The sequence below is a fragment of the Streptomyces sp. NPDC002138 genome, from assembly GCF_040296485.1.
Classification (GTDB): domain Bacteria; phylum Actinomycetota; class Actinomycetes; order Streptomycetales; family Streptomycetaceae; genus Streptomyces.
This window is the reverse complement of the sequence record NZ_JBEOXE010000016.1, coordinates 15,109-36,652: the sequence shown is the minus strand read 5'-3', so window position 1 is coordinate 36,652 and position 21,544 is coordinate 15,109. Positions and strand designations below refer to the sequence as shown.

At 72.1% G+C, this 21,544-nt stretch carries 19 protein-coding genes; 17 read left to right on the top strand and 2 right to left on the bottom strand.

Features of this window, described 5'->3' with window-relative positions:
* The first annotated feature begins 4 nt into the window (after window positions 1-4).
* The 17 genes from ABT084_RS13205 to ABT084_RS13125 all read left to right on the top strand — a co-directional run bounded on the left by ABT084_RS13205 (window position 5) and on the right by ABT084_RS13125 (window position 18,534).
* Entirely contained in the window at window positions 5-394 is a 390-nt protein-coding gene (locus tag ABT084_RS13205) for an STAS domain-containing protein (protein WP_351041984.1), read from the top strand.
* Window positions 391-2,529, top strand: coding sequence for a glycogen debranching protein GlgX (gene glgX, locus ABT084_RS13200; protein ID WP_351041981.1), 2,139 nt, complete (start codon window positions 391-393; stop codon window positions 2,527-2,529). Before ABT084_RS13205 ends, glgX begins: the two co-directional genes overlap by 4 nt.
* Before the next feature lie 24 nt (window positions 2,530-2,553).
* A complete protein-coding gene (locus ABT084_RS13195) occupies window positions 2,554-2,865 on the top strand; it encodes an STAS domain-containing protein (protein ID WP_351041978.1) in 312 nt (103 codons plus the stop codon).
* 8 nt (window positions 2,866-2,873) lie between these two features.
* Entirely contained in the window at window positions 2,874-3,368 is a 495-nt protein-coding gene (locus ABT084_RS13190; protein WP_351041976.1) for an ATP-binding protein, read from the top strand.
* A 28-nt stretch (window positions 3,369-3,396) separates the two neighbouring features.
* Window positions 3,397-4,671 (top strand): PP2C family protein-serine/threonine phosphatase, encoded by a 1,275-nt coding sequence (locus ABT084_RS13185; protein ID WP_351041973.1) that lies wholly within the window; start codon window positions 3,397-3,399, stop codon window positions 4,669-4,671.
* The gene (locus ABT084_RS13180; RefSeq protein WP_351041971.1) at window positions 4,671-5,414 is read left to right on the top strand and encodes a P-loop NTPase; all 744 of its coding nucleotides are present in this window, start codon (window positions 4,671-4,673) and stop codon (window positions 5,412-5,414) included. The genes ABT084_RS13185 and ABT084_RS13180 overlap by 1 nt, the downstream gene beginning before the upstream one ends.
* Before the next feature lie 70 nt (window positions 5,415-5,484).
* Window positions 5,485-6,225: a type 1 glutamine amidotransferase domain-containing protein gene (locus ABT084_RS13175; protein WP_351041968.1), complete on the top strand. Its 741-nt coding sequence runs from the start codon at window positions 5,485-5,487 to the stop codon at window positions 6,223-6,225.
* Between the two features lie 34 nt (window positions 6,226-6,259).
* Complete coding sequence (locus tag ABT084_RS13170; protein ID WP_351041965.1) at window positions 6,260-7,744, top strand: aldehyde dehydrogenase family protein; 1,485 nt, start codon at window positions 6,260-6,262, stop codon at window positions 7,742-7,744.
* 126 nt (window positions 7,745-7,870) lie between these two features.
* Window positions 7,871-8,335 carry a (2Fe-2S)-binding protein gene (locus ABT084_RS13165; RefSeq protein WP_351041963.1) on the top strand — a complete coding sequence of 155 codons (465 nt, stop codon included), beginning with the start codon at window positions 7,871-7,873 and terminating at the stop codon, window positions 8,333-8,335.
* 5 nt (window positions 8,336-8,340) lie between these two features.
* A complete protein-coding gene (locus ABT084_RS13160) occupies window positions 8,341-10,752 on the top strand; it encodes a xanthine dehydrogenase family protein molybdopterin-binding subunit (RefSeq protein WP_351041961.1) in 2,412 nt (803 codons plus the stop codon).
* Complete coding sequence (locus ABT084_RS13155; protein WP_351041958.1) at window positions 10,749-11,600, top strand: FAD binding domain-containing protein; 852 nt, start codon at window positions 10,749-10,751, stop codon at window positions 11,598-11,600. Before ABT084_RS13160 ends, ABT084_RS13155 begins: the two co-directional genes overlap by 4 nt.
* Window positions 11,601-11,640: 40 nt before the next feature.
* Entirely contained in the window at window positions 11,641-12,906 is a 1,266-nt protein-coding gene (locus ABT084_RS13150; protein ID WP_351041956.1) for an MFS transporter, read from the top strand.
* Window positions 12,903-14,399 carry an ATP-binding protein gene (locus ABT084_RS13145; RefSeq protein WP_351041952.1) on the top strand — a complete coding sequence of 499 codons (1,497 nt, stop codon included), beginning with the start codon at window positions 12,903-12,905 and terminating at the stop codon, window positions 14,397-14,399. Before ABT084_RS13150 ends, ABT084_RS13145 begins: the two co-directional genes overlap by 4 nt.
* A 12-nt stretch (window positions 14,400-14,411) precedes the next feature.
* The gene (locus tag ABT084_RS13140) at window positions 14,412-14,753 is read left to right on the top strand and encodes a nuclear transport factor 2 family protein (protein ID WP_351041949.1); all 342 of its coding nucleotides are present in this window, start codon (window positions 14,412-14,414) and stop codon (window positions 14,751-14,753) included.
* 83 nt (window positions 14,754-14,836) lie between these two features.
* Entirely contained in the window at window positions 14,837-15,481 is a 645-nt protein-coding gene (locus tag ABT084_RS13135; protein WP_351041946.1) for a TMEM175 family protein, read from the top strand.
* A 72-nt stretch (window positions 15,482-15,553) separates the two neighbouring features.
* On the top strand, window positions 15,554-16,867 hold the full coding sequence (locus ABT084_RS13130) for an IS701 family transposase (RefSeq protein ID WP_351041943.1): 1,314 nt from the start codon (window positions 15,554-15,556) through the stop codon (window positions 16,865-16,867).
* Window positions 16,868-17,070: 203 nt separating this feature from the next.
* Window positions 17,071-18,534 carry a GuaB1 family IMP dehydrogenase-related protein gene (locus tag ABT084_RS13125; RefSeq protein WP_351042213.1) on the top strand — a complete coding sequence of 488 codons (1,464 nt, stop codon included), beginning with the start codon at window positions 17,071-17,073 and terminating at the stop codon, window positions 18,532-18,534.
* Between the two features lie 12 nt (window positions 18,535-18,546).
* Here ABT084_RS13125 and ABT084_RS13120 read toward each other — a convergent pair whose 3' ends face one another.
* Window positions 18,547-19,749, bottom strand: coding sequence for a histidine kinase (locus ABT084_RS13120; protein WP_351042210.1), 1,203 nt, complete (start codon window positions 19,747-19,749; stop codon window positions 18,547-18,549).
* Window positions 19,750-19,787: 38 nt separating this feature from the next.
* Entirely contained in the window at window positions 19,788-21,527 is a 1,740-nt protein-coding gene (locus tag ABT084_RS13115; RefSeq protein ID WP_351041940.1) for a sodium/solute symporter, read from the bottom strand.
* Between the last annotated feature and the right edge of the window lie 17 nt (window positions 21,528-21,544).

Below are 21,544 nucleotides of genomic sequence, written 5' to 3'. Positions count from 1 at the left end.
GACCATGACACTCAGCATGAAGGAACGCCGGAACAAGACGGGCACCGTGCTCGTCGCCACCGGCGAGATCAACAGCGAGACCTCCGGGTCCCTGCTCCAGTCGCTGCTGCCGCTGGTCCGCGAGGGCCGCCCGCTGCGCATCGACCTGACCGCCGTCACCTACGTCTCCAGCGCGGGACTGCGGACCCTGCTCGTCGTCTACCGCGAGGCCCAGCACGCCGGGGTCGCCGTCACCCTCCACGGGGTGAGCGAGGAAGTCCGGTTCGTCATGTCGGCCACCGGCTTCCTCGACTTCTTCGAGACCGGGGAAGCCGCCGCGGCCGAGGCCCGGGCCGAGGCGAGGGCCAAGGCCCGGGCCGGCGCCGCCGCCCTCGCGAAACCGGCCGCGCGATGAGCGCGAGCCGTTCGGAGCAGGTGCTGCGCGTCGACGCCTACCCGACCCACGAGGTGAGCGGGTACGGCGTCCGCGCGGGCAAGCCCTTCCCCTTCGGGGCCAACGTGGTCCCCGGCGGGGTCAACTTCTCCGTCTTCTCCGACCAGGCGACCTCGATGTCGCTGGTCCTCTTCAAGCGCGGAGAGCCCGAGCCGATGGCCGAGCTGGACTTCCCCCAGGAGTTCCGCACCGGCAGCGTCTTCGCCATGACCGTCTTCGGCCTCGACCACGAGAACATCGAATACGGCTACCGGGCCGACGGACCCTACGACCCGGTCACCGGCCACCGCTTCGACGCCCGCCAGATCCTGTCCGACCCCTACGCCCGGCTGATCAGCGGCCGCGACGTGTGGGGCGTCGAACCGGACCGGGACCGGGCCTACCAGTACCGCTCCCGCGTCTGCCTCCAGGACTTCGACTGGGGCGACGACACCCCGCTGGGGATCCCCGCCACCGACCTCGTCGTGTACGAGACCCACGTGCGCGGATTCACCCGGCACCCCTCCTCGGGGGTGACGGCCCCCGGCACCTTCGCGGGCCTGCGCGAGAAGATCCCGTACCTCAAGGAACTCGGCGTCAACTGCATAGAGCTGCTGCCCGTGTTCGAGTTCGACGAGAGCGACAACCCGCGCTCCAACCCGGAGACCGGCGAGCATCTCTTCGACTACTGGGGCTACAACACCGTCTCGTTCTTCGCCCCGAAGGCCGGGTACGCGGCCACCGGACGCTACGGCATGCAGGGCGACGAGTTCCGCACCCTCATCAAGGACCTGCACGCGGCCGGCATCGAGGTCATCCTCGACGTCGTCTTCAACCACACTGCCGAAGGCAACGAGCAGGGCCCGACCATCTCCTTCAAGGGCCTCGACAACGCCACGTACTACATGCTCACGCCCGAGGGGTACTACTTCAACTTCAGCGGCACCGGCAACACGGTCAACTGCAACCACCCGGTCGTGCGCAACTACGTGCTCGACTGCCTGCGCCACTGGGTCGCCGACTACCACGTCGACGGATTCCGCTTCGACCTCGCCGCCATCCTCGGCCGCGACCTGGACGGCACCCCGCTGCCCAACCCGCCGCTGCTGGAAATGCTCGCCTACGACCCCGTCCTTCGGCACACCAAGCTCATCGCCGAGGCCTGGGACGCGGGCGGCCTCTACGAGGTCGGCAACTTCCCGGCCTACGGCCGCTGGGCCGAGTGGAACGGCAAGTACCGCGACACCGTCCGCAGCTTCCTCAAGGGCGACCCGGGCGTCACCGGCGAGCTCGCCACCCGCATCGCCGGCTCGCCCGACCTGTACACCGGCCGCGGTACCGCCGCCTCCGTCAACTTCCTGACGGCGCACGACGGTTTCACCCTGGCCGACCTGGTCTCGTACAACGAGAAGCACAACGAGGCCAACGGCGAATACAACAACGACGGCGCCAACGACAACCAGAGCTGGAACTGCGGGGCCGAGGGACCCACCGACGACCCCGAGGTGGGACGGCTCCGGCTGCGCCAGATGAAGAACGCCCTCGCCATCCTCCTCACCAGCCAGGGCATCCCCATGCTGCTGTCGGGCGACGAGGTCGGCCGCACCCAGCAGGGCAACAACAACACCTACTGCCAGGACAACGAACTCTCCTGGTTCGACTGGGACCAGGTCGACGACAACGCCGAACTGCTGCGCTTCGCGAGATCGCTGATCGCGTTCCGCAAGCACCACCGCGAACTGCGCTCCACCGCCCACCCCACCGGCCTCGTCCGCGACCACGTCGGCCTCCCGGACATCAGCTGGCACGGGGAGCGGGCCTGGCAGCCCGACTGGTCGCCCGAGAGCCGCCTGCTGGCGGTCGCCCGGTGCGGGCCCGCCGACGACGACGTCGTGTACGTCGCCATGAACGCCCACTGGGAGCACCACGACCTGGAGCTGCCCGCCCTCCCCGGGGGACGCAGCTGGCACCTCTTCGCCGACACGAGCGCCACCGCCCCGCACGACATCCGCTCGCCCGGGGGCGAGTCCGAACTGGAGAACGCAGGCAAGTACCTGATCGGTCCGCGCTCGGTCGTCATCCTCGTCGGCCGCGCACCGGATCCCGAGACGTCCTGACCGCACGGCCGAAGGAGACCTGACATGCCGCTTTCCGTGTCCCTGAGCATCGAGGGCGACACCACCGTGATCGAGCTGGCGGGCGAACTGGACGCCAACACCGCGCCCGACTTCCACCAGACCATCGAGAAGGCCGCCGGGCACGGCACGAGCACCGTCGAGATCCGCATGGGCGGCGTCGGCTACATGGCCAGCGCCGGCCTGCGCTCCCTGGTCTTCGCCCAGCAGAAGATCGCCGACCACGTCACCATCAAGGTCGTCGGCGCGATCGAGCCGGTCTCCCGGACCATCCGGACGGCGGGTCTGGACCGCAGCATCGTCCTGTCCGATGAGTGAGCGCGCCCATGGGCGCTAGCCCGCACCGCGGCGCCCGCCTTTCCGGACCGGCCGCCGGACCGTCCGGCGCCGGGCCCGCCCCCACCGAGCTGCACGTCCCGGCCGACCTCGGCTCGCTGACCGCCATCGCCCACTTCGTGCGGGGGGTGGCGGTGGCGGCCGGACTCGACCGGGGGGCCGCCTACCGGCTCCGGCTCGCGGTGGACGAGCTGGCGACGAACATCGTGACGCACGGCTACCGGGGCGGCGAGGGCCGGATCACGGTCCGCGGCCGCGCCGGGGCCGGGCGGGCGAGGATCGTCCTGGAGGACGGCGCACCGGAGTTCGACCCGGTGGCCGGCCGCCTGCCACCCGCCACCGACCTGCCGCCCGAGCGGCGGCGGATCGGGGGCCTCGGCATCCACCTCGCCCTCACCAGCGTGGACGAGTTCCGCTACGTACGCAGGGAGGGCCGCAACATCAGCACGCTGACCGTCCTCGCGGGCCCGCGGCCGCGGCGATGACACCCATGCAGGCAGAGGGGAACGGCCCATGCCGTCCACAACCGTGATCATCCTGGACACGTACCCGCCCCCGCCCCCGGCGCTGCTCGCCGCCCTGGAGGCGATGGACGCCGCGGTGGTCGCCCGTACGCCGGCGGAGCTGCTCACCGGCCCCCTGGACGTGCTGCCCGTCGCCGACGTGCTGCTCGCCCCCGCCGAGGTGCCGGGCGAGTCCGTGCGCACCGTCGTGCGCAGGCTGCGCCGCTGGGCCGGAGCGCCGATCGTGGTCGTCTGGACCGTGGACGGATTCGCCGCCCTGGAGGAACACGTCCGCATCGGCCACGACTACCTCGTTCCCCCCTTCCTGCCCGCCCTGGTCGGAGCCCGCCTGCACACCTGCTCCGAGCGCGCCGAACTCGGCCGCACCCTGCGCGAGGCCGACGCCCGCGCCGAACTCATGAGCTACGAGAAAGAGCTGGAGATCGGCCGTGAGATCCAGGCCGGATTCCTGCCCGATTCCCTGCCCGTGCCCGACGGCTGGGAGATCGACGTCCGCTTCCGGCCGGCCCGCCAGGTCGCCGGGGACTTCTACGACGTCTTCGAGATCTCCCACCGCCGCCGGCTCGCGCTGGTCGTCGCCGACGTCTGCGACAAGGGCGTCGGCTCGGCCCTCTTCATGGCCCTGATCCGCTCCCTGCTGCGGCACACCGCCGAGAACAGCGGGCTGCAGAACCTGGTGGCCGCCGGGCGCGCGGGAAGCAGCAGACGCATCCCGGTCGTCGGCGCCACCCCGCTGCTCAACGCGGTCACCGCGACGAACGGCTACCTCACCCGCAACCACCTGCGGCAGGGCTACTTCGCCACCCTCTTCTTCTGCGTCCTCGACCCGCTCACCGGCAGCCTCGTCTACATCAACGGCGGCCACAACCCGCCCCTGCTGCTCAGCGCCGACGGCTCCGGCCCCCGGGCGCTGGAGGTCACCGGCCCCGCCGTCGGGGTCCTGCCCGACTGCGTCTACACCCTCGGGTACGCCCAGCTCGACCCCGGGGACACGCTCTTCATCTTCACCGACGGGGTGCCCGAGGCCCGGTGCCCGGACGGCACCTTCCTCGGCGACGAGCGGATGCTCGACCTGCTCGCCCGTAGCCCGCTGCGCGGCCGGGACGTCCTCGACCGGATGGACGCGGCGGTACGGGAGCACACCGGGACCGCCGAACAGCACGACGACGTCACCATGCTGGCCCTGCACCGGCCACCTGCGGCGCGGGGGCCGCACGTGGACGACGGCGGGGCACCCGGTCCGGCCGGCCGGGCGGTGGCCTGATGGCCAAGACCGTCGTGGTGCACTCGCACCGGGGCGGCACCGGCAAGTCCACCGTCCTGGCCAACCTGGCGCTGCTCCTGGCGGCCGCCGGACGCCGGGTCGGAGTGGTGGACACCGACCTCCAGTCACCCGCCCTCGACCTGCTCTTCCGGCTCGGTCCCGGCCCGTCGCTGGCCGACTACCTGCTCGGCCGCTGCGAGATCGAGGCCGCGGCCCGGCGGACCGGCGTGCCCGGGCTGTACGTCGTGCCCGCCAGGACCGGCGGCGGGTCCCTGCGGGAGATCATGACCACGGGCTACGACGTCGGGCTGCTCCCGGAGGGCTTCGACCGGCTGGTCTCCTACTTCGCCCTCGACGTGCTGCTGCTCGACACCCACGCCGGACTCAGCAACGAGTCGGTGACCGCCATGGCGAGCGCCGACGTGCTGCTGATCCTCGCGCGGGCCGACCGGATCGACCTCTCCGGGGTCGAGGAGACGACCGCCCTGGCCGGGCGGCTCTCCTGCCGGCGCGCCCTGGTGATGAGCATGGCCCCGCAGGGCGAGGACCCGGCCCGGTTCCGGCGCTGCGCGGAGGAGGTCTACGGTGCTCCACTCGCCGGAATCCTGCCGTACGCACCGGAATTGGCCGCCCTGTACGGCGAACGCATATTCGCAGAAGCCCATCCTGACCACCCCATGGTCGATGAATTCCGCAGCATCATCGCGGTGCTCGACGCACGTGACGAAGTATCACGTGCCTGAGGCGCCCCCCTTACGCCCCCTGCGGGGGGCGTGTTGAATCGGCATCGAATCGGAAACAAGGAGAACAGTCATGAAGATTCTCGTCGTCATGACGGCCAAGGCCACGCTCCATCTGCTCGACGGCGAACAGCACCCCTCGGGATTCTGGGCCGAGGAATTCGTCGTGCCGTACCAGCTGTTCACGGGCGCGGGCCACACCGTGGACGTGGCGACGATCGGGGGAGCGGTTCCCACGGTCGACCAGACCAGCGTCGACGCCGCGTTCCTGCAGTGGGTCCGGCCGCAGGGATCCGAGGACAACGACGCGGCCAACGCCGCGGAGTACCTGCGGGTCATCGCGGACGCCCCGCAGCTGCGCGCTCCGATCGCCCTGGAGTCGCTGGGCGAGAAGGACGTCGCCGACTACGACGGGATCTATGTCAGCGGCGGCCACGGAGCCATCGGCGACCTGCCCAAGTCCGACGAGCTGGCGCAGATCCTGCGCTGGGCCCTCGCCCAGGACAAGCCGCTCGCGACGGTCTGCCACGGCCACACCTCGCTGCTCGCGCTGCGCGACGGCGAGGGGCGCTGGCCCTTCGAGGGCTACCGGATGACGGCCTTCTCGCACAGCGAGGAGCTGGTCACCAACATGGCGGGACGCCTCCCGCTGATCCTCGAAGCCGAACTCACCCGGCTCGGCGCGCGCTACGAGAAGGCGGAGGCGATCTGGGACTCGCACGTGGTGGTGGACCGCAGGCTCACCACGGGCCAGAACCCCTACTCCTCCAGGGCGATGGCCGAGACGTTCCTGCGCCAGCTCGAGCAGGGGTAGCACGACCTCCCGCACCCGACACCGGAAGGCAGCCATGACCAAGCGTCAGCTCAAGGGCCGGCCCCTCGCCAACCCCGGGAAACTGTTCATCGGCGGCACCTGGGTCGAGGCCCGGGACGGCCGGACCGAACCGGACGTCAGCCCCGTGGACGGCCAGGAGATCGTGCCGGTGGCCCAGGCGGCCGCCGCCGACGCGGACGCGGCCGTGGCCGCCGCCCGCACGGCGTACGAGGAAGGCCCCTGGAGCAGGCTCTCCGCACAGGAGCGCGCGCTCAGGCTGAACCGGGTCGGGGAGCTGATCGAGCGGGACCTGGAGGAGATCGCGCTGCTGGAGACCGTGGACATGGGCAAGCCGTTCGCGTTCTCCAGCACCGTGGACGCGCCCATGGCCGCCCAGCTCATGCACTACTACGCCGGGGCGGTGACCCGGGTGGAGGGCTCCTCCCGGGCTCCGGCGGGCGGGCAGCTGGCCTACACGCTGCGCGAGCCGGTCGGGGTGGTGTGCGCCATCACCCCGTTCAACTTCCCGCTGCTGCTGTCGATGACGAAGATCGCGCCGGCCCTCGCGGCGGGCAACGTGGTGGTGCACAAGCCCTCCCCGGCCACCCCGCTCACCGCCCTGAAGATCGCCGAACTCTTCCAGGAGGCGGAGATCCCGGACGGGGTACTGAACGTGATCACCGGGCCCGGCGTGGAGCTGGGCGAGACCCTGACCGGCCATCCGGGCATCGACAAGATCGCCTTCACCGGCTCCACCGTCGTCGGCCAGTCCATCATCCGCCGGGCCGCCGACACCCTGAAGAAGGTCACGATGGAACTCGGCGGCAAGTCCGCCAACATCGTCTTCGCCGACGCCGACCTCGACGCCGCCGAGGAGCTCGCCTTCTTCGGCATCTACTACAACAAGGGCGAGATCTGCACCGCCGGCTCGCGGCTGCTGCTCCAGCGCCCGGTCCACGACGAGATGGTCGAGCGCCTGGTCCGCCGGGCCGCGGCGCTGCGGCCCGGGGATCCGCGCGACCCGGCCACCCTCTTCGGGCCGCTGGCCCACCAGGGCCAGTACGACAAGGTCAGTTCGTACATCGGGATCGGCCAGAAGGAGGGCGCCGTCCTGCGGACCGGCGGCGCCGGCTGGACGCCCGAGGGGGCCTCGGCCGACGGCCTGTACTTCCTGCCGACCGTCTTCACCGGCGTGGACAACGGGATGCGGATCGCCCAGGAGGAGATCTTCGGGCCGGTCCTGTCGATCATCCCCTTCGACACGGAGGAGGACGCCGTGCGCATCGCCAACGACAGCGCGTACGGCCTCGCCGCCGGGGTGCACACCAAGGACCTGCGCCGGGCCCACCGGGTCGCCTCGCAGATCAAGGCCGGGACCGTCTGGGTCAATTGCTACAACCAGTACGACCCCTCGGTGCCCTACGGCGGGTACAAGGCCTCCGGTTTCGGCCGGGAATGCGGCCCCGAATCCCTGGAGAGCTACACGCAGACCAAATCGGTCTGGATCGGAATGGACTGACCGCAGATTCCCCCCCGCATTCCCGAGGAATTCCCGGCGGCGCCCGGGGTTCCCCTCCTCGGCATGCCGCTCCCCTCATCGGCGATCACGGAAAGCGCAGGCCTTTGCATGGACATCACGTTGAAAGTGAACGGAGTCGCCGAGAATTTCGCGGCCGAGCCCAACGAACTGCTCGTCGAGCGGCTCCGCGACGGGCTGGGCCTCACCGGCACCAAGGTCGGCTGCGACACCGGCCAGTGCGGCTCCTGCGTGGTCCGGCTCGACGGGAAGTCCGCCAAGAGCTGTCTCGTCCTCACCGTCGCCGCCGCGGGATCGGAGGTGTCCACGATCGAGGGGGTGGCCGGCCCCGGCGGTGAACTGAGCGGCCTCCAGGAGGCGCTGCGCGAGGAGCACGGCACCCAGTGCGGCTTCTGCACCCCCGGCATGGTCATGGCGCTCGGCGAGCTCGTCGACGCCACCTCCGGCGGCCCCGCCCCCACCGAGCCCGAGATCCGCGAGTGGCTCACGGGCAACCTCTGCCGCTGCACCGGCTACCACAGCGTCGTCCGGGGCGTACAGCGCGCCTGCGCGACGTCGAGACAGGAGGGGTGAACGCCATGACCACAGTGACGGGGGAGACCGCGCTCCACGCACCGGGGCCGCTGGGGCAGCCGCTCGACAGCCGCGAGGACCCGCAGCTGCTGCGCGGCGAGGCCGTGTACGTCGCCGACCTCGACCTGCCCGGCACCGCCCACATGGCGATCCTCGGCAGCGCGGTGGCGCACGCGAGGCTCCTCGCCATCGACACGAAGGCGGCCGAGCAGCTGCCCGGCGTCCTGAAGGTCGCCACGGCCGCCGACTTCGCCGACCTGATGCCGCTGCCCTGCATCTGGATACCCGGCGGGGTGGAGAGCCACTTCCCGCCCCACCCGTACGGACTGCCCGGAGCCCGCCCGGTGCTCACCGGCGACGCGGTGCGCCACGTCGGCGACCCGATCGCCGTGGTCGTCGCCGAGACCGAGCGCCAGGCCGTCGCCGCGCTCGCCGCGATCAGCGTGGAGTACGAGCCGCTGCCCGTGGTCACCCGTGCCGACGACGCGCTCGCCGAGGGCGCCCCGCAGCTCCACGAGGCCGTCCCCGGCAACCTCAACGCGTACTGGACCTGCGGCGACAAGGACCGCACCGACGCGGCCATCGCCGGGGCCGAGGTCACCGTGGAGCTGGACCTGGTCAACCAGCGCACCATCAACAGCCCCATCGAACCGCGCGGCGCCGTCGGTGACTACAACCGGGCCACCGGCGAGTACACCCTCTACGCCTCCACCCAGGGGCCGCACAACCACCGCTTCCTGCTCTCCGCGCTGGTCCTCGGCATCCCCTTCAACAAGCTCCGGGTGATCGCCCCGACCGTCGGCGGCAGCTTCGGCACCAAGGGATACCTCTACCCGGACATGGCGCTGGTCCTGGTGCTCGCCAAGGCGCTCGGCCGGCCCGTGAAGTGGGTCGACACCCGCACCGGCCTGATGAACTCCACCGTGCAGGGCCGCGACCACCGCCAGCACGTCACGCTGGCCGGCACCCGCGACGGCCGGATCACGGCGGTGCGCTGCACCAGCTACGCCAACCTCGGCGCGTACCCCTCGACCATCGGCCCCGGCGTGGCCACCGCGCTGATGGGGCGTTCCATCACCGGGATGTACGCGATCGACGCCGCGTTCTGCGAGGTCTACGCCGCCTTCACCAACACCGTCCCGCTCGGCGCCCAGCGCGGCAGCGGCCGCGCCGAGGCCGCCTTCCTGATGGAGCGGCTGGTGGACCGGTACGCCGGGGAGATCGGCATGGACCCGGCCGCGGTCCGGCGCAAGAACCTGGTCCCGGCCGAGAAGTTCCCGTACGACAACGGCCTCGGCTGGACCTACGACTCCGGGAACTACCGGGAGAACTTCGAACGGTCCCTGGAACTCGCCGGATACGCCGACATGCCCGCCCGCAAGGCCGAGGCCCGCACCCGCGGCAAGCGCCTCGGCGTGGGCCTGGCCACCTACGTGGCGGTCTGCGGGGTCGGCCCCTCCACCCGGATGTCCAAGGAAGGCATGCTCGGCGGGACCTGGGAGAGCGCCAACATCCGGGTCCACCCGACCGGCGAGGTCAGCGTCACCGTCGGCTCCGCCTCCACCGGACAGAGCCACGGCACGGTCTTCGCCCAGGTCGCCGCCGACGAACTGGGCATCGACGTGGCCAACGTCAACGTCTACGAGGGCGACACCCTCAAGGCCCCCTACGGGCAGGGCACGTACGGCAGCCGCTCCTACAGCATGGCCGCCCCCGCCATCGCCCTCACCGCCCGCAAGATCAAGGCCAAGCTGGTCCGGGCCGGCGCGGTCTTCCTGAACATCCCGCAGGACAGGGCCGTCTACGCCGACGGCAAGGTCTTCGAGGCGGGCAACGAGGAGAACGCGAAGACCTTCGCCGAACTCGCCATGGCCCTCTGGTACGGCTGGGGGCTGCCCCCCGAGATCGAACCCGCCCTGGACGAGACCACCCACTTCGACCCGCCGGACTTCAACTACCCCTTCGGCAGCCACGTCGCCGTCGTCGAGGTGGACGAACTGACCGGCGAGACCGAGGTGGTGGCCTACACGGCGGTCGACGACGCGGGCAACATCGGCAACCCGAAGGTGGTTCTCGGCCAGATCGAGGGCAGCATCGTGCACGGCCTCGGCCAGGCCCTGATGGAAGCCGCCGTCTACGACGACCAAGGCCTGCTGGTCTCAGCCGACCTGCGCGACTACGCCCTGCCCCGGGCCGCCGACGCGCCCTTCTTCGCCCTCGACAAGACCTGCACCCCCAGCCCGCACAACCCGCTGGGCGCCAAGGGAGCCGGGGAGATCGCCACCGTGCCGCCCGCGGCCGCCGTGGTCAACGCGGTCGTCGACGCCCTGTCCGACCTGGGCGTCCGGCACATCGACATGCCCCTCACCCCCGAGAAGGTCTGGCGCCGCCTGCGCGGAGAAGGAGCGGAGCAGTGATCCTCACCGCATTCGACTACGCCCGGCCCACCGGCGTCGACGAGGCCCTGGCCCTCCTCGCGGGCACCCCGGGCGCCCGGATCCTGGCCGGCGGCCAGAGCCTCCTGCCGGACCTGCGCACCGGGGAGGCCGCCCCCGGGGCGGACGCGGTGCGCCTGCTGGTCGACGTACGCGGGCTCGACGCGCTGCGCGGGACCGCCCGCACGCCGCGGGGCCTGCGCGTCGGTGCGCTCACCACGCTCGCCGGGCTCGCCGCCGACCCGCTCGTGCTGGCCGAGGCCCCCGAACTGGCCGCCGCCGCCCGCGCCAACGGCGATCCGCAGGTGCGCAACCTCGGCACCGTCGGCGGCAACCTCGCCGCCCCCGGCCGAGCCACCGACCTGCCGGTGGCCGCCCTGGCCGCGGGCGCCCTGGTCGAACTCGCCGGTCCCGGCGGCCGGTCCACCCTCACCGCCGAGGAGTTCACGGCCGGCGGGGCACCGCCCGGCACCCTGATCACCGCCCTGCTGGTACCCGCCGCCGGGGCGGCCGCCGCCTTCGAGAAGACCGCCGACCGGGCCACCCGCTACCCGGTCTGCGCCGTCGCCGTACGGATCACCTCCGACGGGCCGCGGATCGCGGTCACCGGAGCCACCCCCACGGCGCGCCGGCTGCACGGGGTCGAGGAGCGGCTGCGCGGCCGCGCCGCGTACCCGGCACCGGAGGTCCTGGCGGCCTTCCGCGCCGAACCACGGGAGCTGTTCGTCCCCGGGCGCGGCACCTCGGCCGAGTACCTCGGCCACCTCGCGGGCGTACTGACCGCCCGGGCCCTGGCCAGGGCCCGGGCCGCATGGACCGCGCTCGGCTGAGCGCGACCCGGGAACCACGGACCACGGGGGAGTGAGAGCAGTGGCCCACCTGCCCAAGACGACCACGGGAGCGACGGTGCACCCTGCCGACGGGGCGGCCGCGCCGCCCAGAGGCTCCGGCTTCTGGGTGATCGGCGCGGTGCTCGTCCTCCTGATGCTCTCCTCCTCCGTGCCCTCCGCCCTCTACGTGCTCTACCAGGAGAAGTGGGACCTTTCCTCCGCCACGATCACCGTGGTCTTCGCCCTGTACGCCGTCACCGTGCTCGGCGGGCTGCTGCTCTTCGGCTCCCTCTCCGACACCCTCGGGCGGCGCCCGGTCCTCGGCGCCGCACTGGTCCTCGCGATCGTCTCCATGGGCCTCTTCGCCGGGGCCCGCGGACTCGGCTGGCTGCTGGCCGCCCGCGCCGTGCAGGGGCTCGCCGTCGGGCTGGCCACCGGAGCCATGGGCGCCGGACTCCTCGAGCTCGCCCCCCGCTCCCGCCCCGCGCTCGGGGCCCAGGTCAACAGCGCCGGGCCGACCGTCGGCATCGGGCTCGGCGGGCTCGGGGCGGGACTGCTCGTGCAGTACGGACCCGCGCCCACCGCGCTCAGCTATCTGCTGCTCATCGGCGCCTTCGCACTCACCCTGATCGGGGTGGTGCGGATGGCCGAGAGCGCCCCCGGCGCCGCACGGCCCCGGCGCGGCTTCGCCCTCAGCCCGCACCGGATCGGCGTCCCGGCCCCCGTCCGGCGCCGCTTCGCCGTCCTCGTCCTGACCATCGTCGCCGTCTGGTCCGTCGGCGGCTTCTACCTGTCGTTGGGCCCGCACCTGGCGCTCTCGCTCCTGCGGAGCACCAACTACCTGGTCGGCGGAGCCACCGTGGCCCTCCTCGCCGGCGCCGCCACCACCGCCCAGCTGCTCCTCGGCCGGACCGAGGCGCTGCGGACCGCCGTGACCGGACTGTGCGGGCTGCTCGCCGGACTCGCGTTGGTCCTGCTCGCCCTCGGGCTGCCCTCCGCCGTCGTCTTCCTGATCGGCACCGCCGTCCTGGGGGCCGGCTGGGGCGCTGCCTTCCTCGGCTCCTTCCGGGCCCTCGCCGCCCTCGCGGACCCGGCGCACCGCGGGGAACTGACCGCCGCCGTCTACGTGTTCGCGTACCTCGCCATGAGCGTCCCGGCCGTCCTCGCCGGGCTGCTCACCACCATCCACGGGCTGCACCGCACCTCGGTCGGCTTCATGGCCGCCGTCGCCGCCGTGTGCGCGGTGGCCCTGCTGGTGACCCTGCGACTGGCCGCCCGCACCCGGGCCGAGGGGAGCACGACATGAACCCGTCCGCGCTGCGCACCGCCCTGGCCGAGCTGGAGATCTTCGCCGCGCTCACGGGGGAGCAGCTCGACTGGCTGGTCTCGGTGTCCGAGCCCCGGGTGCTCGCCGACGGGGAGGTGCTCTTCCGCGACGGCGAGGAGGCCACCGGCTTCCACGTGCTGCTCTCCGGCGGGCTGGTCGTCACCAAGGTCGTCGACGGCCGCGAGGAGGTGCTCACCCGGCACTCCACCGAGGAGGCGGGCGCCGCCGAGGAGCACGACGGCAAGCCCGCCGCCGCGCACCGGTTCACCGGCGAACTGCCGCTGCTCACGGACGGGGCGTACGTGGCCACCGCGGCCGCCAGCGGCCCCGCGACCACCGTCGTCGCCTACCCCAGGCCGGTCTTCTTCGCCATGCTGACCCGCTGCCACGGGGTGGCCGCGGTGCTGCTGCCGGTGCTGGCCTGGCGGATCAAGTCCTCCGAGATCCAGGCCCGCAAACGGGCCACCGTGGAGGCGCTGGGCACCCTGGCCGCGGGGCTGGCGCACGAGCTGAACAACCCGGCGGCGGCCGTGGCCCGGGCCGCGCAGGAGCTGGCCCCCGCCCTGGAGCGGCTCACCCGGACCGCGCAGGCCTGGGGCGCGGCCGCCACGGGCGCCGAGCGCGCCGTCCTGGACCGGATGGCCCGGGAGCTGGACGAGCTCCCGCCGCCGGCCACCACCGATCCGCTGGCCCAGGCGGACGCGGAGGAGGAGATCGGCGACTGGGCCGCGGAGACGGGCGTGGAGCGGCCCGGGCTGCTCGGCGCCGGGGTGGCGGACCTCGGACTGGAGCTGGGCTGGCTGCTGGAGCGGGTGGAGGGGATCGGCGAACCGGCGCTGCCCGCCGCCCTCGACCACCTGGCGGCCCTGCTGGAGATCCGCTCGCTGGCCGCCGAGCTGCGGGCCGCCGGACCCCGGATCTCCCAACTCGTCTCGGCCACCCGGGATTACGCCAATCTGGACCGCGCGCCCGAGCAGCGCTTCGCCGTGACCGACGGGCTGGAGAACACGCTGGTCGTGCTGCGGTCCAAGCTCTCCGGGATCAGCATCGTGCGTGCGTACGACCCCGGTCTGCCCGAACTGACGGGCTACCCGAGCGAGCTGAACCAGGTGTGGACCAACCTGGTCGACAACGCGGCGGAGGCGATGGAGGGCTCCGGAGTCCTCACGCTGCGTGTCCGCGCCGAGGGGGTGTGCATGGTCGTGGAGATCTCCGACACCGGCCGCGGCATCCCCGAAAGCTCCCTGCCCCGCATCTTCGAGCCGTTCTATACGACCAAGGACGTGGGGAAGGGCACCGGTCTGGGGCTGCACCTGAGCTACCGGATCGTCACCCAGCGCCACCAGGGATCGATCACCGCCCGGTCCCGCCCCGGCGAGACCCGCATGGTCGTCCGGCTCCCGCTGGCCCCGGCGCCCCTCGCCGGTCCCGCCACCGTCCAGCCGATCGGCACACCCACCCGTTCCCGTTGAAACGGAGTCGACATGGCCACCTACGACATCTCCACCCTGCACCCGGTCTTCGTCCGCCAGATGGACGCGCTGGCCGCACTGGACATCGAAGAGGTGATGAAGAACTACACCGACGACGCCGTGCTCCTTCGATTCGAAGGCGTCTCGGTGGGGATCGACGCGGTGCGGGAGACCTTCACCGGCTATCTCACGATGAAGCCCACCCTGGTCGAACTCCAGGAGTACATCGAGACGCAGGACACGATCTTCTACCGGGCGATCATGAACCTCAACGGTGAACCGGAGCACGCGTTCGGGACACTGGTCGTCCGCGATGGCCGGATCTGGCGTCAGACCGCCGGATTCGGCGGCTGAGCCCCGATATCTGGGTAGCGTGTGCGGGGAGGGTGGGGCAGTGCCCTCCCCGGCACGTGCGGCAGTGGGGTGAAGGGGAGGTCATGGAATCGGAAACCGGCCGCGTCGAAGCGTTCAGCGACGGCGTGTTCGCCATTGTCATCACGATTCTCGTACTGGAGATCAAGGTCCCGGAAGAAACGGGATCAGCGCTCTGGCACGGATTGTGGGAACAGTGGCCGCACTACGCGGCTTATGTGGTGAGTTTCCTCATCATCGGTGTCATGTGGGTGAACCACCACACCATATTCATTCACCTGAAGAAGGTGGACCGGCCCCTGCTGTTCCTCAATCTCCTGGTTCTGATGGTGGTTTCGGTGATCCCCTGGACCACCTCCGTCCTCGCCGAGCACCTCGACGACGGGGATTCGGCCAACGCGGCCGCCATCCTCTACAGCGCGTGGACCGTCGTATACGCCCTCGCCTATCTCGGCTTCTGGTGGTACGTGACGCGCGTAGGGCACCTGTTCCACGAAACCGTCGACCGCGAAGGCGCCCGCGCCACCCGGATGCGGTTCGGTCTGGGCGCCATCGCCTACCCCTGCACTGTCATCCTGTCCTTCTTCTCCGCACCGCTCACTCTGGTCGCACACTTCCTGATCGCCCTCTACTACGCGGCGAACCAGATCCCCATCCCGCTCGTGGTAGAAGAAGAGCGGCCAGAAAGCGCCAGCGACTTCAGGAAGTAGTCGGAGCGGCCTACGGCCCGTCTCGCCGGTCAAGTAGGGTATTGGATCTAGCTGGTCGCGGGGGAGGCCCGGATGGCTCGCGTAGTCCTGCCGGAGGAATCCGCCAAGGATATCTCCGAATTGATCGACGTCCTGATCTCGCTCTTCTTCGAGTCATTACCCCGGCGGGACCAGCGGAACTGGGCCCGCGTATATCTGAACGGACTCGTGCGGACCAGCGGCAAGAAGACCATTCGGAATATCGCCGGAACCGGTGCGAGTTCGGTCGAGCAGAGCCTTCAGCAATTCATCAGCAAGTCCCCCTGGGACTGGACCCCGGTACGCCGCTCCCTCGCCCAGCACCTGGAACGCACCGCCCAGCGCCCGCTGGCCTGGGTGGTGCAGCCCATGGTCATCGAGAAGGCCGGTGACCGCTCCGTCGGGGTCGGCCGGCAGTTCGTCCCCCAGCTCGGGCGCACCGCCAACTGCCAGCAGGCGGGCGGCATCTGGCTCGCCTCCAGCGAGGCCAGCTTCCCCGTCGAATGGACCCTCACCCTCCCCGGACCCTGGACCAGCGAACTGCACCGCCGCCGCGCCGGGATACCCGACACCGCCCGCTCGCTCACCCCCGCGCAGGACGCCGTGCACGCCGTCCAGCGCATGGCCGCCACCTGGCAGTTGCAGCGCAGGCCGGTGGTGATGGAGGTCGCGAACACCGACCTCGCGCACACGGTCGAGTCCTTCTCCCTCCAGGACATCCCCTTCGTTCTGAAGGTGGACGGATCGCTGCCGGTCTCCTTCGGGGGCGCGGGCCGCCACAAACCCGGACCGCACACCGCGCCCGCCCGGGAGCTCATCGACTCGCTGCGCTCGCAGCGCCGGGTCGTCGAGTGGACCCGGCACGGCCGGACCGAGGGCGCGGTGACCCTGCTGACCGCCGCGGCCGTCCTCGGTACGCCCCTGGAGGAGCGGGCCGCACCGGCGCCGCCCACCCCGCTGCTGCTCGTCGGGGCCTGGACGGAGGCCGCCCTGCTGCCCTCGGAGTTCTGGATCACGAACATCGGCGACCGGCCGCTCGCCCAGCTCTTCCTGCTGGCCAAGCTCACCGACCGCGTCTCCCTCGACTTCGCCGGGATCTGCGAACCCGTCGGCATCCGCGATTTCGAGGGCCGCTCCTTCCGGGGCTGGCACCACCACGCCACCCTCGCCAGCGTCGCCCACGCCGCGACTCTGCTCGGCGCGCGCGGCCGGGCCGCGTCCGATCCGTACCCCGGCCTCGTCCGGCCGCCCGGCCAGACCCGCACCACCACGGCGGCGGTGCTGCCGCCCCGGCCGCTGGTTCCCGGCCAGGCGGCCCGCCGGGATCCCGCCTCCCTGGAGCGGGGAGCGTGGTCCGTTTCGGGGTGAATCCGCCCTCTGGGGGAATTCGCGGGAAAGGGTCCCCGGCATCCTTTCCGTACACCGGCGCCAGGACTAAAGTCCCGTAGGAAAAGACCATCCGGCCCGCCCCGTCCTGGACGATCGGCCCGGGCCGCACCAACGCCAGGACATGGGAGAATGAAGTACGTGCGTTTCCTCGAGTGCCCTGCCAGGGCAAGCGGGCCCCTCCGATCGACTGGGATGTTCAGCACGTGCGTTTCCTCAATGACCTGAAGCCGCCGTACGACCTGACGTACGACGATGTGTTCATGGTGCCCAGCCGTTCCGCGGTGGGCTCCCGTCAGGCCGTCGACCTTTCCTCGCCCGACGGGACCGGCACCACCATTCCCCTCGTGGTGGCCAACATGACCGCGATCGCGGGCCGCCGGATGGCCGAGACCGTCGCCCGCCGCGGCGGCATCGTCGTCATCCCGCAGGACATCCCGATCGATGTCGTCACCGACGTCATCTCGTGGGTCAAGACCCGCCACCACGTGCTCGACACCCCGATCACGCTGGCCCCCACGCAGACCGTCGCCGACGCGCTGTCCCTGCTGCCCAAGCGGGCGCACGGCGCCGGTGTCGTCGTCGACGCCGACAACCGTCCGGTCGGTGTCGTCACCGAGCACGACCTGTCCGGCGTGGACCGCTTCACCCAGCTGTCCGAGGTCATGTCGAAGGAGCTGCTGCTCCTCGACGCCGACATCGACCCCCGTGAGGCCTTCAACAAGCTCGACGCGGGCCACCGCAAGCTGGCCCCGGCCGTGGACAAGGACGGCCGCCTCGTCGGCATCCTGACCCGCAAGGGCGCCCTGCGCGCGACCCTCTACACCCCCGCCACCGACGCCGACGGCAAGCTGCGCATCGCCGCCGCCGTCGGCATCAACGGCGACTTCGCGATCAAGGCGAAGCAGCTGCTGGACGCGGGCGTGGACACCATCGTCATCGACACGGCCCACGGGCACCAGGAGTCGATGATCAACGCGATCAAGGCCGTGCGGGCGCTCGACCCCCAGGTCCCGATCGTCGCGGGCAACATCGTCGCCGCCGAGGGCGTCAAGGACCTCATCGAGGCCGGCGCGGACATCATCAAGGTCGGTGTGGGCCCCGGCGCCATGTGCACCACCCGCATGATGACCGGCGTGGGCCGCCCGCAGTTCTCCGCGGTCATGGAGTGCGCGGCCGAGGCGAAGAAGCACGGCAAGCACGTCTGGGCCGACGGCGGCGTCCGTCACCCGCGCGACGTGGCCATGGCGCTGGCCGCCGGCGCGTCCAACGTGATGATCGGTTCCTGGTTCGCCGGTACGTACGAGTCCCCGGGCGACCTCCAGCAGGCCGCCGACGGCCGTCTGTACAAGGAGTCCTTCGGGATGGCCTCCGCCCGCGCGGTGCAGAACCGTACGTCGGAGGAGTCGGCGTACGACCGTGCCCGCAAGGGTCTCTTCGAGGAGGGCATCTCCACCTCGCGGATGTTCCTCGACCCGGCCCGCCCGGGCGTCGAGGACCTGATCGACTCGATCATCGCCGGTGTCCGCTCCTCGTGCACCTACGCCGGTGCGGGCTCGCTCGCCGAGTTCGAGGAGAAGGCCGTCGTGGGCGTCCAGTCCGCCGCCGGTTACGCCGAGGGCAAGCCGCTGCACGCCAGCTGGAGCTAGGACCTCACCGCTTCACCCCGTGGCCCCCGGCCGCCCGTTCCAGGGCGCGCCGGGGGCTTCGGTGTGTACCCCGGCCCGGTACTTGGGGATCCGTGCGGTGATCTTCATGCCCTCGCCGACCGCCGTCTCGAAGAGCAGCCCGTAGTCGTCCCCGAACACCTGGCGCATCCGCTGGTCCACGTTCGGCAGCCCGATCCCCGCCGCGCAGCCGGCCTGCCCCCCGGCCAGGATCCGGCGCAGCACCGCGGGCTCCATCCCCACCCCGTTGTCCTCGATGGTCAGCACCGCCTCCGGACCCGCGTCCCGGGCCGTGATGGTGATCCGGCACTCCCGGGCCGAGTCCTCCAGCCCGTGCTTGACCGCGTTCTCGACCAGCGGCTGCAGACACAGGAACGGCAGGGCCACCGGCAGGACTTCGGGCGCGACCCGCAGGGTCACCTTCAGCCGGTCCCCGAACCGGGCCCCGGCCAGGGCCAGGTACTGCTCGATGGAACGCAACTCGTCCGCGAGGGTGGTGAAGTCGCCGTGCCGGCGGAAGGAGTAGCGGGTGAAGTCCGCGAATTCCAGCAGCAGTTCCCGCGCCCGCTCCGGATCCGTCCGGACGAAGGAGGCGATCGCGGCCAGCGAGTTGAAGATGAAGTGCGGCGAGATCTGCGCCCGCAGCGCCCGTATCTCGGCCTCCATCAGCCGGGTGCGGGAGCGGTCCAGCTCCGAGAGCTCCAGCTGTACGGAGACCCAGCGGGCCACCTCCGTCGCGGCCCGCACCAGCACCGCCGACTCGTGCGAGCCGTACGCGACCAGCGCGCCCAGCACCCCGTCCTCCCCGGTGAGCGGGGCGATGACCTCCCACTTCAGGGCGCAGCCGGGCTCACGGCAGTCCGTGCGCCCGCTCCGGCTGCGCCCCGAGGCCAGCAGCTCGGCCGCCCGCTCCATGGCCCGCCCCCCGTGGTGCCCGGCCCCGGGACCGTCCCAGGCCAGCACCTTCTCCCGGTCGGTCAGGCACAGCGCCTCGGTGCCCAGCAGCGAGCGCAGCCGCCGGGCGGCCTTGCGGGCGGTGTCCTCGGTGAGCCCGGCGCGCAGCGGGGGCGCGGCCAGCGAAGCCGTGTGCAGGGTGTGGAAGGTGGCCCGCTCCACCGGGGTGCCGAGGCCGGGCGCGGTCCGCCCGGCCCGGGCCGAGTGCAGCCGCCCCAGCGCGTAGCCGAGCACCAGGACCATCGCGGCCACCACGGGCAGTACGCAGAACGCGGCCCCCGTCACCGGCCGTCCCCGAGGCTCTCGGAGCGCCGGCGCACCAGCTGCTCGGGCAGGTGCAGCCGGGCCAGGGTGGCCGCCGTCCCCTTCGGTATCCGCGCCGGGGTGGCCAGCGACACCAGCACCATCGTCAGGAAACCGAGCGGCACCGACCAGGCGGCGGGCCAGGCCAGCAGGGTCGTCGCCCAGCCCGCCGGGGCCAGCCCGGCCCGGGTCGCCAGCACCGCGCCGAGCGCGGCGCCGCCCCCGGTGACCAGCCCGGCCACGGCGCCGGGCGGGGTCAGCCGGGGCCACCAGATCCCCAGCACCAGCAGCGGACAGAAGGAGGAGGCCGACACCGCGAAGGCCAGCCCCACCGCGTCCGCGACCGGCACGTGCGAGGCCAGCATTCCGCCCGCCATCGGCACCGCCATCGCCACCAGCACCGAGAGCCGGAAGGCGCCCACCCCGCGGGAGGGCAGCACGTCCTGGTGCAGCACCCCGGCCACGGCCATCGTCAGCCCGGAAGCGGTGGACAGGAACGCGGCGAAGGCGCCCGCGGCGAGCAGCGCGCCCAGCAGGTCACCGGCCGTCCCGCCCACCAGCCGCGCGGGCAGCACCAGCACCGCCGCGTCGGTGTCCCCGGTGAGGGCGAGTTCGGGAGCGTAGATCCGCCCGAGCGCCCCGTAGACCGGGGGCAGCAGGTAGAAGGCGCCGACCAGCCCGAGCACGACCAGGGTGGTCCGCCGCGCGGCCCGCCCGTCGGGACTGGTGTAGAAGCGCACCGCGACGTGCGGGAGGCCCATCGTGCCGAGGAAGGTGGCGAGGATGAGTCCGTACGTCGCGTACAGCCGGTACTCCTCCCGGTCCCCGGCGAGCGGCTGGGACCAGGACGGGGTGCCCGGCCCGGCGTCCGGACGGGCCTTCGGCAGCGCGCTGCCCGCCGCGAACTCCAGCCGGGTGCGGGCGGCCACGGTGTGCTCCCCGGCGCCCAGCGGGACGTTCTCGCCGCTGTACGTCCGCCCGTCCACCCGGCCGGTGACCGCCGGGGCGAGCGGCGCGTCCAGGGATATCCGGACGTCCTGGGCGAGGGTCACCGAGGTGTGCTCCCGCAGCACCGCCGGGGCGTCGAAGGTCGCGCGCGGCGCGCCGTCCCCGGCCCAGGCGGCGATCAGGAAGAAGGCCGGGACCAGCAGCGCGGTCAGCTTGAGCCAGTACTGGAAGGCCTGCACGAAGGTGATGCTGCGCATGCCGCCCGCCCCCACGGCCACCGTCACCACCAGGGCCACCACCAGGCCGCCCACCCAGTGCGGGGCGCCCGTGAGGATCTGCAGCGTCAGCCCCGCCCCCTGGAGCTGCGGCAGCAGGTACAGCCAGCCCACCCCGAGGACGAAGACCACCGCGACCCGGCGCACCGCCCTCGACTCCAGCCGGCCCTCGGCGAAGTCGGGCAGGGTGTACGCCCCCGAGCGGCGCAGCGGCGCGGCCACCAGGGCCAGCAGCACCAGGTATCCGGCCGTGTACCCGACCGGGTACCAGAGCATCTCGGGCCCCTGGAGCAGCACCAGCCCGGCGACCCCGAGAAAGGAGGCGGCGGAGAGGTACTCCCCGCTGATGGCCGCCGCGTTGAGCCGGGGGCCGACGGTCCGCGAGGCGACGTAGAAGTCCGAGGTGGTACGCGATATCCGCAGCCCGAGGCCGCCGAGCAGCACCGTGGCCACCACGACGACGGCGACCGCGCTCAGCGCGTACGTCTGGTTCACCGGTCGGTCCTCGGGGT